The organism is Paenibacillus sp. BK720 (assembly GCF_011761545.1).
GTDB lineage: Bacteria > Bacillota > Bacilli > Paenibacillales > Paenibacillaceae > Pristimantibacillus.
On sequence record NZ_JAASRQ010000002.1, the window covers coordinates 580,016 to 592,433 of the forward strand.

General features: G+C 51.2%; 16 protein-coding genes and 1 tRNA gene. 7 read left to right on the plus strand and 10 right to left on the minus strand.

Annotation, left to right across the window (positions count from 1 at the left end):
- Positions 1-6 precede the first annotated feature (6 nt).
- The gene (locus tag FHT67_RS09480; RefSeq protein ID WP_167197636.1) at positions 7-1,509 is read left to right on the plus strand and encodes a response regulator; all 1,503 of its coding nucleotides are present in this window, start codon (positions 7-9) and stop codon (positions 1,507-1,509) included.
- 87 nt (positions 1,510-1,596) lie between these two features.
- Here the strand turns inward: FHT67_RS09480 and FHT67_RS09485 are convergent.
- Positions 1,597-1,669: transfer RNA gene (locus FHT67_RS09485), tRNA-Val, on the minus strand.
- Positions 1,670-1,802: 133 nt separating this feature from the next.
- On the opposite strand from FHT67_RS09485, the gene FHT67_RS09490 reads away from it, so the two are divergent.
- Complete coding sequence (locus FHT67_RS09490; RefSeq protein WP_132306197.1) at positions 1,803-2,141, plus strand: cupin domain-containing protein; 339 nt, start codon at positions 1,803-1,805, stop codon at positions 2,139-2,141.
- A gap of 55 nt (positions 2,142-2,196) precedes the next feature.
- Here the strand turns inward: FHT67_RS09490 and FHT67_RS09495 are convergent, their stop codons facing one another.
- The 5 genes from FHT67_RS09495 to FHT67_RS09515 all read right to left on the minus strand — a co-directional run bounded on the left by FHT67_RS09495 (position 2,197) and on the right by FHT67_RS09515 (position 5,916).
- Complete coding sequence (locus tag FHT67_RS09495) at positions 2,197-2,937, minus strand: anti-sigma factor (RefSeq protein WP_132307154.1); 741 nt, start codon at positions 2,935-2,937, stop codon at positions 2,197-2,199.
- Positions 2,934-3,506, minus strand: coding sequence for an RNA polymerase sigma factor (locus tag FHT67_RS09500; RefSeq protein ID WP_132306195.1), 573 nt, complete (start codon positions 3,504-3,506; stop codon positions 2,934-2,936). Before FHT67_RS09500 ends, FHT67_RS09495 begins: the two co-directional genes overlap by 4 nt.
- 108 nt (positions 3,507-3,614) lie before the next feature.
- On the minus strand, positions 3,615-4,307 hold the full coding sequence (locus tag FHT67_RS09505; RefSeq protein ID WP_167197639.1) for a cupredoxin domain-containing protein: 693 nt from the start codon (positions 4,305-4,307) through the stop codon (positions 3,615-3,617).
- A 10-nt stretch (positions 4,308-4,317) separates the two neighbouring features.
- Entirely contained in the window at positions 4,318-5,577 is a 1,260-nt protein-coding gene (locus FHT67_RS09510) for a plastocyanin/azurin family copper-binding protein (protein ID WP_167197642.1), read from the minus strand.
- Between the two features lie 147 nt (positions 5,578-5,724).
- Positions 5,725-5,916: a DUF2524 domain-containing protein gene (locus FHT67_RS09515; RefSeq protein ID WP_132306189.1), complete on the minus strand. Its 192-nt coding sequence runs from the start codon at positions 5,914-5,916 to the stop codon at positions 5,725-5,727.
- A 165-nt stretch (positions 5,917-6,081) separates the two neighbouring features.
- On the opposite strand from FHT67_RS09515, the gene FHT67_RS09520 reads away from it, so the two are divergent.
- Positions 6,082-6,249: a hypothetical protein gene (locus tag FHT67_RS09520; protein WP_165930630.1), complete on the plus strand. Its 168-nt coding sequence runs from the start codon at positions 6,082-6,084 to the stop codon at positions 6,247-6,249.
- Positions 6,250-6,293: 44 nt separating this feature from the next.
- Here FHT67_RS09520 and FHT67_RS09525 read toward each other — a convergent pair whose 3' ends face one another.
- Positions 6,294-6,527 carry a DUF3892 domain-containing protein gene (locus FHT67_RS09525; protein ID WP_132306187.1) on the minus strand — a complete coding sequence of 78 codons (234 nt, stop codon included), beginning with the start codon at positions 6,525-6,527 and terminating at the stop codon, positions 6,294-6,296.
- Between the two features lie 159 nt (positions 6,528-6,686).
- Complete coding sequence (locus FHT67_RS09530; RefSeq protein ID WP_167198394.1) at positions 6,687-7,406, minus strand: MBL fold metallo-hydrolase; 720 nt, start codon at positions 7,404-7,406, stop codon at positions 6,687-6,689.
- Between the two features lie 145 nt (positions 7,407-7,551).
- Here FHT67_RS09530 and FHT67_RS09535 point away from each other — a divergent pair, with 145 nt between their 5' ends.
- The 3 genes from FHT67_RS09535 to FHT67_RS09545 all read left to right on the plus strand — a co-directional run bounded on the left by FHT67_RS09535 (position 7,552) and on the right by FHT67_RS09545 (position 8,945).
- Complete coding sequence (locus tag FHT67_RS09535) at positions 7,552-7,767, plus strand: hypothetical protein (protein ID WP_132306185.1); 216 nt, start codon at positions 7,552-7,554, stop codon at positions 7,765-7,767.
- Positions 7,768-7,938: 171 nt separating this feature from the next.
- Positions 7,939-8,508 (plus strand): stalk domain-containing protein, encoded by a 570-nt coding sequence (locus tag FHT67_RS09540; RefSeq protein WP_132306183.1) that lies wholly within the window; start codon positions 7,939-7,941, stop codon positions 8,506-8,508.
- A gap of 116 nt (positions 8,509-8,624) precedes the next feature.
- The gene (locus tag FHT67_RS09545) at positions 8,625-8,945 is read left to right on the plus strand and encodes a DUF1292 domain-containing protein (protein ID WP_127493555.1); all 321 of its coding nucleotides are present in this window, start codon (positions 8,625-8,627) and stop codon (positions 8,943-8,945) included.
- A gap of 57 nt (positions 8,946-9,002) precedes the next feature.
- Here the strand turns inward: FHT67_RS09545 and FHT67_RS09550 are convergent, their stop codons facing one another.
- Positions 9,003-9,401, minus strand: a complete 399-nt coding sequence (locus FHT67_RS09550; protein ID WP_167197645.1) for a DUF1885 family protein — start codon at positions 9,399-9,401, stop codon at positions 9,003-9,005.
- Between the two features lie 111 nt (positions 9,402-9,512).
- Positions 9,513-10,982 carry an aminotransferase class I/II-fold pyridoxal phosphate-dependent enzyme gene (locus tag FHT67_RS09555; protein ID WP_132306179.1) on the minus strand — a complete coding sequence of 490 codons (1,470 nt, stop codon included), beginning with the start codon at positions 10,980-10,982 and terminating at the stop codon, positions 9,513-9,515.
- 199 nt (positions 10,983-11,181) lie between these two features.
- On the opposite strand from FHT67_RS09555, the gene FHT67_RS09560 reads away from it, so the two are divergent.
- A complete protein-coding gene (locus FHT67_RS09560; protein ID WP_165930629.1) occupies positions 11,182-12,366 on the plus strand; it encodes an MFS transporter in 1,185 nt (394 codons plus the stop codon).
- Positions 12,367-12,418 lie beyond the last annotated feature (52 nt).

The window sequence follows — 12,418 nt, forward strand, 5'->3', positions numbered from 1 at the left end:
AAGCCTATGTTTACCGCCTTGATAGCCGAAGACAGCAAGCCGATACTGCGTAATATCAAGGCGCTTCTCGAATCATCCGAACTGCCGATCCGGATCGCCGCTACGGCCTATAATGGGGAAGAGGCACTGGATTATTTGAAGAAGCAGCCCGTCGACATCCTGATTACCGATATCCGAATGCCCAAGCTGGGCGGACTTGAACTTATAGAGCAGGCTAAGAAGCTGCATTCGTCTCTAAAGGTTGTGCTCATTAGCAGCTACAGCGATTTCGAATATACGCGCAAAGCCATTAATTTGCAGGTGTTTGATTATTTGCTGAAGCCCGTCGAGCGGAGCCAGCTGATCGAGGTTATGCAGCGGATCGTTGATTCGCTCGCGGAAAAGCTGGAGTATAGCCTGGAGCCTCTAAAGGCGATTGTGCCGCCTGCCTTTCTATCCGGTTTGCGTCTTGGACCGCCATTTCATGAACAGCCGATTTCGCTGTTTCTGATTGGCAAGCAGCCTTTTACTCCGGATTCGGGCAAGTGGAAGACCGAAACGCTGCAAACGATGCTTGAGGCTATTTGCCAGCCGAGCAGCTGCTGGGTGTTTCCTGCTAAGGATTCGGGCCGTTTCCTTGTTTTTGTCCAGCCCGATATGAAGGATCGTTTCGCCACAACTCTCGCTTGGATGGAATCCGTTGAACGTCTGCTGCTAAGCGTTGGTATCGAAATCGCTATGGCGGGCCGTTTCCAGCCGGTTGATTTCAACCAGCTGCAGCCTTTATACGACAGGCTGAAGGATCTGCTCGATGAGGAAACGCTGCTGGATAAAAGAGTGCTGCTTGATACGGATTATCGCATTCCCGAGCAAACGGGGAAGGAAGACATCATCAGAGGCTTTACCGATATGATCGAACAGCGCCAATCGCAGCCATTCCTGATAAAGCTCCGCGAGTTTCTGCAAATCTCGTATAGAGAGCATGCCCGTTATCTCGATCTGGAGAGGCTTGTATCCGCGATCGGCGATGCTTTTGTTCATGCGCTGCCGAGCAGCGGGCCCGAGGAAAGGCTGGCAGCGGCAGCGGCCGTCAAGGAAATGCTGGAGCAAGGCAGCTATCAGGGTTTCTGTGAGCAATGTTTGGACTGGTGTGTCCACAGCTTTGAATTGCTGCAATCGCGCAACAGGAAAAGCGGGGAAGAGCTGTTCGAGCAGATGGATGCCTACGTCAAGCTCCATAAATTTTCGCAGCTTTCCATCAATGACCTGGCTGCCAAATTCCATGTCAGCGCGTCTTACGTGAGCCGGATCATAAAGCGTTATACGAACACAACGTTTGTCCAATATTACATGGAATTAAAGATCGAGGAAGCCTGCAAGCAGCTGCGGGCTAAGCCGGATTTGAAAATCAAGGAGCTCGCGGATGCTCTTTCCTTCAGTGACCAGCATTATTTCTCCCGCGTGTTCAAGGATCATACGGGATTAAGCCCAAGCGAGTATAAGGAGCAGCGCGTGGGCTCAGGGCATTAAAAAGCGGTGCATGGATAGTCCATGCACCGCTTTTTAAGCTATAAGAAAACCCGCAAAGCACAAGGCTTTGCGGGCTTTCTGTTCGTATGATCTGTAGTGGGCTCGAACCACTGACCCCTACCCTGTCAAGATAGTGCTCTCCCAGCTGAGCTAACAGATCGTGTAAGTGATGAATACTAATATATCAGCATCCAAATTGAATGTCAACACAATTATTACCTTTTCATAAACCCGGAAAACTGCTACGATATTTATCACATTACGGGTTAAGCTGACGGCAAGGAGCAGATGCGATGAAGGTAAGCACAAGCAATGCGGAACATTACATATGGGGGGACCGATGCGACGGCTGGCATCTGCTGAAGCAGCAGGATTTGAGCATCATCCATGAGAAAATGCCGCCGCATACGGCAGAAACGCGCCATTACCACGAGAAGTCCCAGCAGTTCTTCTTTGTGCTTGAGGGGACGGCGACGATAGAGATTGCGGGAGAGACCTTTAAGCTGGAAGCGCATGAAGGGATCCGCGTTGCCCCGCATACTCCGCATCAGATGTTCAACCAATCGGATCGAGACATTCAGTTTCTCGTCATCTCGGAGCCTACAACCAGGGGAGACAGATATCCTTCCTAATCGTGTAAATAAACCGCCATTCGTACCTGACCGTACGGATGGCGGTTTTGCTTCATCAGGAGATCGAGCTGTACATTCTGGTTCCCCGAGGCTGGTCGCCATGTTCGTCCGGTTCAAGCGTGATGCCGATGGAGTCAAAAGCAAACGAATTTTCGGATATAGGCATGGCAAGTACACCGATACCTTTATCGTCAACCCGGAAGGTGCCTGCGCTGTCCTTTTGTCCGGCATGGTTCAGCCATACCTGGTAGACGGAGCTGTCCTTGGAGGCCGGCGCGCCAAAGACGTAGACGACAAATTGCTTGTTGCTTCCGTTATCGACAATACACGCAACGGCATAGGACGAAGCGACGTCATCGGATACCGGCTTTAAGGATATTAGCTGATTGATCTGGGAGGCGGAAACGGACAACGCTTGTTCGATAGGGATAACGGCCGGAGCGCTTCGGCTGCGGTACAGCTCCACATTCCATGCCGTGCCCGCAACCAATACGGCAAGTACGGCCGCGGCAGCAGCTCCCCAGGTCAGCTTCCGGAAGGAGGAACGCGCTGCCGGTCGCGGTTGAACGGAGACGAGCGCGGCGTTCATGACCTGCTGCTTCAAATCTGCCGGCGGTTCGATCAGCTCCATATCGGAAGGGAGAGAGTCCCACACGAGCCGAAGCTCTTCAAGCTCGGACTGGCAGGCCGGACAGCCTGGAAGATGCCGTTCGAAAGCTTTCTTTTCTTTATCGGAACAAGCACCCGAAATATAGTCAAGGGCATTATGGCAAACCGTCACATTTTGCTGCTTCATGATTGCTCTCCTTCGGCCACGAGATGCCTGCGTAATATTTTTAACGTCTGATGCAGACGGTTCTTAACCGTTCCGATTGGCTGGTTATATATCGCCGCAAGCTCGCTGATGCTGTAGCCTTGCCAATAGAAATGCTCTAGCAAATGGATCTGCTGGGCGGACAAATCGCGGTAAGCGCTGCGGATCTGGTCCTTCATTTCGCTGTGAACGGCAGCCGTTTCCGGCGTGGCGGAAGCTTCGTCCGGGATTTTAGCCAGCTGCTCCGGTTCGACCTGCACGAGAGGGGCCGTGTCTCTCCGTCTTTTGCGCAGCCAGTCGGTCGTAATATTGCGGGTAATGGTCAGCAGCCAGCTGGAGAATCTGCCTTGCTCGGGATCATAGACGGATTTGGTTGTCCATAATCGCATAAATACGGCCTGGACGATTTCTTTCGCGACATTCTCGTCCTTCAGCGTCTTCCAGGCGAAGGAATACACGAGAGACGAGTAACGGTCATATAAAACGGAAAGCGCCTCGCTCTGCTTGCTCTGAATGAGCAGCATCAATTGATGATCCGTAAGCTCCCGCATACAATGGTACCTCCAAGGATAATGTAATTCTATTCTACCAAGTGTTTAAAGCCGCGCAATAATAAAGTAGAACAGGGATAACCGATTTCGGTTATCCCTTCATTTATTTTAATTATCCGAGACGCTAATCGCGGCTTGCATGCCCGGATGCGGCATACAGTGATAGGCGAACTCGCCTGCTTTATCAAAGGTAACGGTTTTAGCTTCATTCTCCGCCAGCAGCCCGGTGTCGAAAGAACTGTCGTCGGCGGTTGCGCTATGCTTGATTTCATCCTTATTAATAAATTTGACGCTGTCTCCCGGCTTTATTTCGAGCTTGGCGGGGGAGAAGGCGAAATTCGAAATCTCAACCACATATTCCTTGCCGCCATCGTCTGCGCCCGATGCTGCAGCGGCAGGCGGGCTTTTTGGATGATCCTCGCTGGCAGCAGGAGATGTCTTCGACTCATCATCATCGTTAGCACGCCCGCCATGATGATCATCATGGGAGGGAGCTGGCGAAGGTTTTGGCGTTGCCGTCGCCATTGCCGTTGGTTGAGGTGTGGCTGTTGCCGATGCTTCCGGAGCGACGGACGGCGACGATGATTCCGAAGGCGCGGCTGTTTCATGCTCCATATGCTCATGCTCTTCGCTTGTCATGGAAGCTTCAGGTGAAGGGCTTGGCGTCACCGTCGCTGCCTCTTGCGACGGAGGGGGAGCGGAGGCTGCCTTGTCGGATGAGCTGCCGCATGCCGCAAGCAGAAAGACAAAAAGTAGTCCGGACAGCAGGAGCAGCAGACTTCTCCCGGCTAAGAACTTCATGGCATATCCCTCATTTCACAATAATCTGACCGGTCATAAACGATTTGTGCAGCTCGCAAAAATAATTGTAGGTGCCCGGTTTATCAAGGGTAATCGTGTAGGACTCGCCTGTTTTGAGCACGGGAACCTTAAAGCTGCCGTCAACGGCTACCGCGTTATGCTCCATCTCGTCATAGTTGGTGAAGGTGATTTTGGAGCCGGCTTCAACGGTAAGAGGCTCGGTGCCGAAAGAGAATTGTTTTATGTCAATCCGGTAGGTTTTGGCTTCCGGGGTTATGCCTTTGAAGGTAGACGGATTAATAACAAACCATACCTGATTTACGCTTTGGCCAAGCACATCACCCGCTTGCGTATCCTTGATAAAGTAGTAGAGCGGGTAGCCTTTGTAAGTCCATTGCTTCGTGCCGTCGGCACGGATAATGCTCGAGAAATCGGCTTTATTCAGGAAGGCGGGAATTTGCAGCTCATCGGAAGTGAACACAGGCCAATTGACGAGGCATTGTCCTCCGCATGCATTGATATTCTCGGCATCTTTGGTGAAATAGTACAAGGTCATGCCGTTATTGTCGGCCAGATAAGTACCCAGCTTTTGGGAGCTTCGCAGCTCAATCCTTTTCCCGTGTGGTAGCGCCGCGGTTTGCGGGAGCACGCCTGTCTCCTGGAGGCTCGCAAAGAAGGATTGCCCCTGCGGTGTTTGCACGCTTAAGGCCTCGATAAGCGCTGTCGCAAGATGAGCGTTGGTTAACGGGCTTGCTGCCGCAATGGATGCCATGCCTTTGGATGCGGCAAAGGTTAACGTATCCGCGTAAGCGAATTCGGATCCGGAACGGAAGCCGATATTTTCGAGAAGCACCTTGTACAGCTGTTGGGAGCTGACGGGATCGTTCGGATGGAAGGTGCCGTCCGGATTGCCGGCCCAGCCCAGTTCAGGATGCTGTTTCAAGTAAGCAAGGATGGGAGCGTTGAATTGGCCTGCTTTGTCTGCGTCTCTAAAAGAAGATGTGCCCATGCTCGCCATGGCTTCCTTTAAATGGCCGTTCAGGCGCAAGGAAATGATGGCCGCTTGCATGCGCGTCGTTCGTTTGGCGAGGTAAGCTTCGTTTACGCCGCTGCCGTCGCCCAGCAAGAGTCCCAGCTTCGCAGCGGATTCCGCGTCGGTTGTTACGGAAGCGGGCTGCGGCTCCGCAGCCGATGCTCCAATGACAGAAGACAGCAGACCCGTTAAAAGTACGGCGGCAAACATAAACATCGTTAATTTTTTGGTAGTCATGAATCATCCTCCTTAAAGAATAATGGTTTCTTATAGGAGGTAACGAAGGAAATGAAATAGCGGTTTGAGGGAATTTGAAATTTTTTTTCGGGGGTATGAAAAAGGGAAGGTCCATGCGAGTGGACATGGACCCTTCGTATCTCGTTATTAATGGTTGCTATGCGGAATATCGCATTTGTTCTGAATGAACCGGATCTGATTCTCGAGCCGGTTCATTTCTTCCTGCTGCTCGGCTGTGGATGCGGATCCGTTTCTTAACGAGTCAAGCTGAGCGATAAGATTCGGCAAATCGGAAGAAGCATTCGCGCAATCATAGCTGCTGTTCAAATCTGTAGTCATGGCTGTAATCACTCTCCCTCTGTATGGTAGTTACGATTGTCCGCCAGTTAGTATGATCCGGATCGGCAATTATGATGCGAACTTGTGACAAAATTAGCATATTTGATTCCGGTCGTACATACCTGTATAGAAAGCATTTGCATCACTAATAGGAGGCGGTATCGTTTGGCACAGGAGTATGCCTATATGGCCGTATGGCTTCTGGGCTTGTTTGGCATCGTGGGTACGGTAATCGCTTGTGTGGCAAAGTTTGTCGTTAAAGATTCCTTATCTTATGATCAAACGCATGTATGGCGTAGAAAACTGCCTCCCGAAACGAAGAAAAAAGAATAAGAAAAAATCGGCTGTCCGCGATTGCGGCAGCCGATTTTCTGGTTTTAGAAGGTTGGCAGATTGTCGAGATTATTGTCCTTGCGGCCATCCGCGTTTGAACGAAGATGCTCTTCGTGGTCACGGCCTTTAAAAACGTTTAATCCCGCAATTTCATTATTTTTAACCATCGATTGAGCGGTTTTATAATCGACGACCCGGCCAGAGGTTAATTGCAGCTCCACGATATCGCCGTCTCCGTTCTTGCGTACGGCTACTACTTCTTCTTGTGTTTGATCCATATTATCATCCTCCCGATGATAGTATGGATCAAACTGGACGAATACATGCATACGCCTGTTGGCTTAAGCATTAAATTTTTGACCGGACTCCGCCCACCTGCATAAGCTATACCTAGAGCGGATGTCTGCAGCGCCAGTAGCGCGGTGGATATCTGCTTGTTAGGTTTTAATCTCGTATACGGCAAGCTGCTCGACGAAGCGCATTTTCCCCGTATGGCCGACGAACTCCTCCATATTGTCGTTATAGTGCATCAGCCACACCTTCTCCTGGATGTCCTCAGGCAGCGTCAGCAGCTCGTCCAGACTCGCATGAACGACTCCCGGGGAGATCAGTTGGCAGTCATGAAAGATCGTTGTTACCCCGTTTGCGATTAATTCCTTCAGCAGTCCGCCGTCAAACTTCATATCCGCGGAATAGAAAAAGGTCTCGTTAAAGAGGAAAGAGTAGCTCAGCTTGCCCGCAATATGCTCCGTCCGGATCAGCTTCACGCGAATCCCGGGGTGGATTTCGCGGGACTCGCCTTCCTTTATAGGACGAACGTCAAAGAAATCGGAAAGCGCGTTAAGCGGCTCTTGTGTCAGTCCCCCGCGAAGCGTCTGCTCCCATAATGGCTCAACCAGCGTGTCGGCGATATACAGGACGGGCTTTTTGCCGTAACGGAACATCATTTGAAACGCGTATTCCTCCAGCCCTCCGACATGGTCGCCATGCATATGGCTGATCAGCACCGCATCGAGATCGTCAAACGAGTAGCCGGCATCGTGAAGCGACCGGGGCAGCGTGATCCCGCAGTCGACAAGCAGTTTGAAGCCATCAACCCCAATCAATCCATTATTGTTCGAATATTTTTTCGCGAAAGCACCGCCGGTGCCAAGCATTTGAATGCGCAAGCTTAGATCGCCTCCCCTTACATGGTTGTCTCCACTTTACCAAATAAAGCAAGATGTTGACAAACAACAGATGCATAATGCCCTCAGCCTACATATAATGCAGAAGCAAAAACGGCGGGGGGATTGAACGAAGATGAGTGCAGCAGCGGCAAAGGGCAAAGGCAAAGTTGCGAAGAAGAAAAAGTCGTCCAGTGAGAGGAAGCAATACCATTACAAGCTCGTATTGTCTGACACTTGCGCGGTGTGCAAAACGCCGTGCGAGCGTGGGATGCGCTATTGGAAGCGAATGCAGGAGCCCGGAGCGGTAGGGAAGGGCGTGCCTTGCGTCTTGACCCGCACTTACAGCTAACCGCGGGCAAATACGTTAGTATTTCCTGGGCAAGCGCATGATTCAACAGCTTTTGACAAGTTCAGCCTAGAACGGCTGTGCTTAAAAACTTTTATTGCCGGGCGCAACTTTGGGCCAAAACCCGAGTATAACCAAACATCCAGACAAACCGGATGGAGGGGGGGAACAGCAATGAAAGTCGGATTCAAAAAAGTAGCTATTCTGCTCGCTATTTTGTCGGTATTCGGAGGTACACTCATTTTTGCCGATTCAGCATCCCAGAAAGTACGCGTTATCGTAAACGGCAGTGAGCTGGATGACGGCGGCATTATTGTGGACGGCAAAACCTACTTGCCTCTTCGACAGATGGTAAACAGCCTGAATGCGTTAGTTGACTGGGATAATCAGAGCAAGAAAGCGACAATTAACAAGCCTAACGTCCATATGATCTTGTTCCAGGATAAGGTGATCTTTGGCAATGTGGACAAAGGCAACAAATATACGTTTAATGTCTTCTCCCAAATCGACAACCTTAAGACAGACATCTCTGCTGTAAAAGTGTCGATTACGGACCCCTATGGCACAGAGAAGGTCATTCAATCCCAGAATGTAAGCATCACGAAGGATAACTTCTGGTACCGGACGGAGGATATCAAGTATAACTTCGAGTACGCCGGCAAATACGCGGTTCGGTTCTATTTAAAAACATCGGCCTCGGATGACTGGACGGTTGTATCGGAGAAGCTGATCACCTCCCAGTAAACAAGGATCGATAGGAGGACGCTCTGTGCTGCGGCAGGGCGTCTTTTGTTTGACCGGCGTTCCTCCGCATGGTACGATACGTAAGTATGTATAAATAACTGAAATGGGGTAATTCCATGAGCGAGCATCAACATCAGCACGGCGAAGACTGCGGCTGCGGACATGATCATGAACATGATGAGCATGTGTTCATCGTGACAGACGACGAAGGCCAAGAGCGTGAAATGGTCATGGTCTATACATTTGAATCGGAGAATAACGTTTATGCTGTATTGCTGGATCGCAACGATCCGGAGGCTGACGGCGTGATCTTCCGTATTGAAGAAGAGAACGACGAAGCATTCCTCGTTGGTATCGAAGACGATGCGGAATGGGATCGCGTAACGGCGATCTACGAGGAAATCGCGCGTACCGAGAACGAGAACAAAGAAGGTTAATGACCGAAAACACCCGTCTGATCCAAACGGCTTTCAGCCCGGATCGACGGGTGTTTTTTATTTGCGAGGATTATAATAAATCGTACGGCCGTTAAACATCGTAAGCTCGGCAAGCAGCTGCTTCGCTAAATACTTGCATAGCTCGTTAGCCTTTGCCTTGTCGCCATGAGTGGACCCGTCGGGAAGGACGACTTGAATCGTGGAAGGGCCTTCCGCTCCATTGCCAAACACAATATATTTGTATCCGGGATTGGTGCCTTGCAAGTAAAACCATCGGTCATCCTGCTTCGTTTCGATTGTATACGGAAAAGCCGCTCCCGCATAATCCCATTCGAGCTGCGAGCCGGTTAAAGCGGTCTGATCCCGGTAACGCAATAGCTTTTCCTTCAGTTCGTCAAGCGGAAGTTCACTAACGGCAGATCCTTGAACAAGCTTAATAAATGCGCTTTGACTCATTCGTCCCACCCCCATCTCATCATAGCATGGCGCTCTGTGGATTTACAATAAGTGGAATCATGCGAAAAAAGCCAACGGCATCGCTTTAAAGCTCTGCTGTTGGCTTTTCGTTTAGAAGATCGCGTTTTCTTCCACAATGACCTTAACGAATTGAATGCTGCGGTCCTCCGGCCCTTTAACGGGCAGGCCAACCTCAACATGGTCCACGATATAGTCGATGTTCTTCTGCGAGATGACTTCGCCCGGCAGTAGAATCGGAATGCCCGGCGGGTAGACGTAAATAAATTCGGCGATAATCCGTCCCGCGGATTCCTTGAACGGCACGATCTCGGTCTCGCCGTAGAAAGCGTCGCGCGGCGTCAGGGAAAGCTGCGGGATTTCCGGGATTTTTACGACAAGCTCGCGGGCTTCCGCGCCTTCATGGTAGGTCTCGGACAAACCGCGGAGCGCATGCAGCAATTTATCGACCGACTCCGAGGTATCTCCAGGCGTCACAAGGCAAAGAATGTTATACATGTCGCTCATCTCGATCTCTACGTTGTAGTGATCGCGGAGCCAGTTCTCAACCTCGTAGCCGGTTACGCCAAGATGGCGGACATGGACCGTAACTTTGGTCGGATCGTAATCGTAGGTTGCTTCGTCGCCCAGAATCTCTTCGCCAAAGCAATAAAGGCCGGGGATCTGATTGATCTGTTCACGGGCATATTGGGCAAGTTCAATCGCGCGCTCCGCGATTTCGTGGCCGTTCATCGCCAGATTGCGCCGCGAAGTGTCCAGCGATGCGAGCAAAATATAGGATGTCGAAGTTGTCGTCAGCATACTCAGAATCGTCTGGATGCGGAACGGGTTGATCCGGCCTTTGCGTACGTTCAACACCGAGCTTTGCGTCATGGAGCCGCCAAGCTTATGCACGCTTGTGGCTGCCATGTCGGCACCGGCCTGCATGGCGGACATCGGAAGCTTCTCGTGGAAATGAATCAGTACGCCATGCGCTTCGTCTACAAGAACCGGAATGTCGTAGCTGTGAACGAGATCCACGATTTCCTTCAGGTTCGCGCAAATGCCGAAGTAGGTCGGATTAATGACCAGAACGGCTTTGGCATCCGGATGGCGGTCAAGCGCGCGCTTCACCGAACGGGTCGTTATGCCGTGGTCGATCCCCAGATTCGAATCGCGCGCGGGCGAGATGAATACGGGACGCGCGCCGGCGAAAATAATAGCGGCCATGACCGACTTATGGATGTTGCGCGGCACGATAATTTTGTCGCCCGGGCTGCAGACGGTCAGAATCATCGTAATAATCGCGCCGCTCGTGCCTTGTACGGAGAAGTACGTGTAATCTGCGCCAAACGCATCGGCGGCAAGCTTTTGCGCTTCTTCAATAACGCCGGTTGGCTGATGCAAGTCATCAAGCGGAGCTATATTTATAAGATCGATCGACAAGGCGTTGTCGCCGATAAATTCGCGAAACTCAGTATCGCTGCCGAGACCTTTCTTATGCCCCGGAATATGAAATTGTACCGGATCGTTCTCCGCATGGCGGCGGAGTGCGCTGAAGAGCGGGGTTTTGTTATGATCCATCGCTTTCGTCCCTGCCTTTCGACTGTCGTCAAATGTCTATTGTACAAACAAAGTTGAGTATAGCAAAAACAAGTCGGAATGCAAGCAACAATTTTACTGATGAAGACGGGCATTCCGAAGCTGGACTAGTATTGTTCTCCATTTGTTCATAACTATGGCCAGCTTGATATGTTACGATAAGGGATGGGGTGAAGACAAAATGCGAGATAAACGACTTCTAATAGTAATGGCTATTCTAATGACCACCTTCATTGGGTTCGGGATTATTATTCCTGTTATGCCTGAAATGATTAAAGCCGTAAGCCCGGGTAACGCCGAGCATCATACGGGTTTAATGCTCGCGCTCTACTCGGCCGTGTCGTTCATACTCTCTCCATATTGGGGAGGCTTATCCGACCGGATTGGCCGGAGGCCGATTATTATCATTGGCGTGACCGGTTTCGCAATCAGCTTTTTCTTGTTTGGCTTATCCTCCGACAATTTGACCATGATGTATCTTTCCCGTATTCTCGGGGGCTTGTTCTCCGGAGCGGTCACGTCGGTTATTGTTGCTTACGTAGCGGATATTACGCCGCCTGAGCAGCGTACGAAAGGAATGGGGCTTGTCGGCATGTCGATTGGCTTCGGCTTTACGATTGGTCCCGGCGTAGGCGGTCTGCTCAGTCAGGTTTCGCTCGAAGCGCCTTTTTACGCCGCCTCGATCATGGCGTTAATTACTTTGTTTTTTGCGATAACCAAGCTGAAGGAATCGCTGCCGCCCGAGAAACGAAGAGCCGCGGGCGAGAAGCGGGAATCGCGCTGGTCCGCCTTTACCGGGCCGCTTAAGTTTCTTTACGTTCTTGCGTTCTTCGTTACGTTTACGCTCGCGGGCATGGAGGCAACGCTGCAGTTCTTCGGCATTCAGCGCTTTGACGTAACGCCGGTTCAGGTAGGCATGCTGTTCTTCGTATGCGGCTTTGTCGGCGCGCTTGTGCAAGGCGGAGTGGTGCGGCGCAGAATCAAGCGCGGACAGGAGCCTCAATACATCGCGCTTGGGTTGATCATCTCGGCAATAGGCTTCTTCCTGCTGCTGGCGGCCCATTCCTTATGGTGGGCTACCTTGTCGCTTGCCGTATTCGGCATCGGCAACTCGTTGATCCGTCCGTGCGTAACCTCGTTAATTACCCAGAAGACGCAGGTGGGACAAGGCGTTGCATCCGGCCTCAGCTCTTCGATGGACAGTCTTGGACGTATTCTCGGACCGCTTGTTGGTTCATTCTTGTTTACGGTCGATTTGCGCCTGCCGTACGTTTCCGGCGGCATTCTGTGTCTCTTGGCACTGATCCTGCTCGTGCAATTCCGCAGAATGGACAGCTCGGCAGGTACAACTGCAGCGCAGGAATAAGGAATGGGGCTTAGCCTGCTTCTCATGAATACATGAGAAGCAGGCTTTTTTG

Coding starts and splice junctions, on each gene's coding strand:
- FHT67_RS09540 (WP_132306183.1), top strand. CDS start 7,939: ATGAAAGTCGGATTCAAAAAAGTAGCTATTCTGCTCGCTATTTTGTCG.
- FHT67_RS09500 (WP_132306195.1), bottom strand. CDS start 3,506: ATGCGGGAGCTTACGGATCATCAATTGATGCTGCTCATTCAGAGCAAG.
- FHT67_RS09495 (WP_132307154.1), bottom strand. CDS start 2,937: ATGAAGCAGCAAAATGTGACGGTTTGCCATAATGCCCTTGACTATATT.
- FHT67_RS09510 (WP_167197642.1), bottom strand. CDS start 5,577: ATGACTACCAAAAAATTAACGATGTTTATGTTTGCCGCCGTACTTTTA.
- FHT67_RS09530 (WP_167198394.1), bottom strand. CDS start 7,406: ATGCTTGGCACCGGCGGTGCTTTCGCGAAAAAATATTCGAACAATAAT.
- FHT67_RS09555 (WP_132306179.1), bottom strand. CDS start 10,982: ATGGATCATAACAAAACCCCGCTCTTCAGCGCACTCCGCCGCCATGCG.
- FHT67_RS09505 (WP_167197639.1), bottom strand. CDS start 4,307: ATGAAGTTCTTAGCCGGGAGAAGTCTGCTGCTCCTGCTGTCCGGACTA.
- FHT67_RS09550 (WP_167197645.1), bottom strand. CDS start 9,401: ATGAGTCAAAGCGCATTTATTAAGCTTGTTCAAGGATCTGCCGTTAGT.
- FHT67_RS09535 (WP_132306185.1), top strand. CDS start 7,552: ATGAGTGCAGCAGCGGCAAAGGGCAAAGGCAAAGTTGCGAAGAAGAAA.
- FHT67_RS09560 (WP_165930629.1), top strand. CDS start 11,182: ATGCGAGATAAACGACTTCTAATAGTAATGGCTATTCTAATGACCACC.
- FHT67_RS09480 (WP_167197636.1), top strand. CDS start 7: ATGTTTACCGCCTTGATAGCCGAAGACAGCAAGCCGATACTGCGTAAT.
- FHT67_RS09515 (WP_132306189.1), bottom strand. CDS start 5,916: ATGACTACAGATTTGAACAGCAGCTATGATTGCGCGAATGCTTCTTCC.
- FHT67_RS09525 (WP_132306187.1), bottom strand. CDS start 6,527: ATGGATCAAACACAAGAAGAAGTAGTAGCCGTACGCAAGAACGGAGAC.
- FHT67_RS09490 (WP_132306197.1), top strand. CDS start 1,803: ATGAAGGTAAGCACAAGCAATGCGGAACATTACATATGGGGGGACCGA.
- FHT67_RS09545 (WP_127493555.1), top strand. CDS start 8,625: ATGAGCGAGCATCAACATCAGCACGGCGAAGACTGCGGCTGCGGACAT.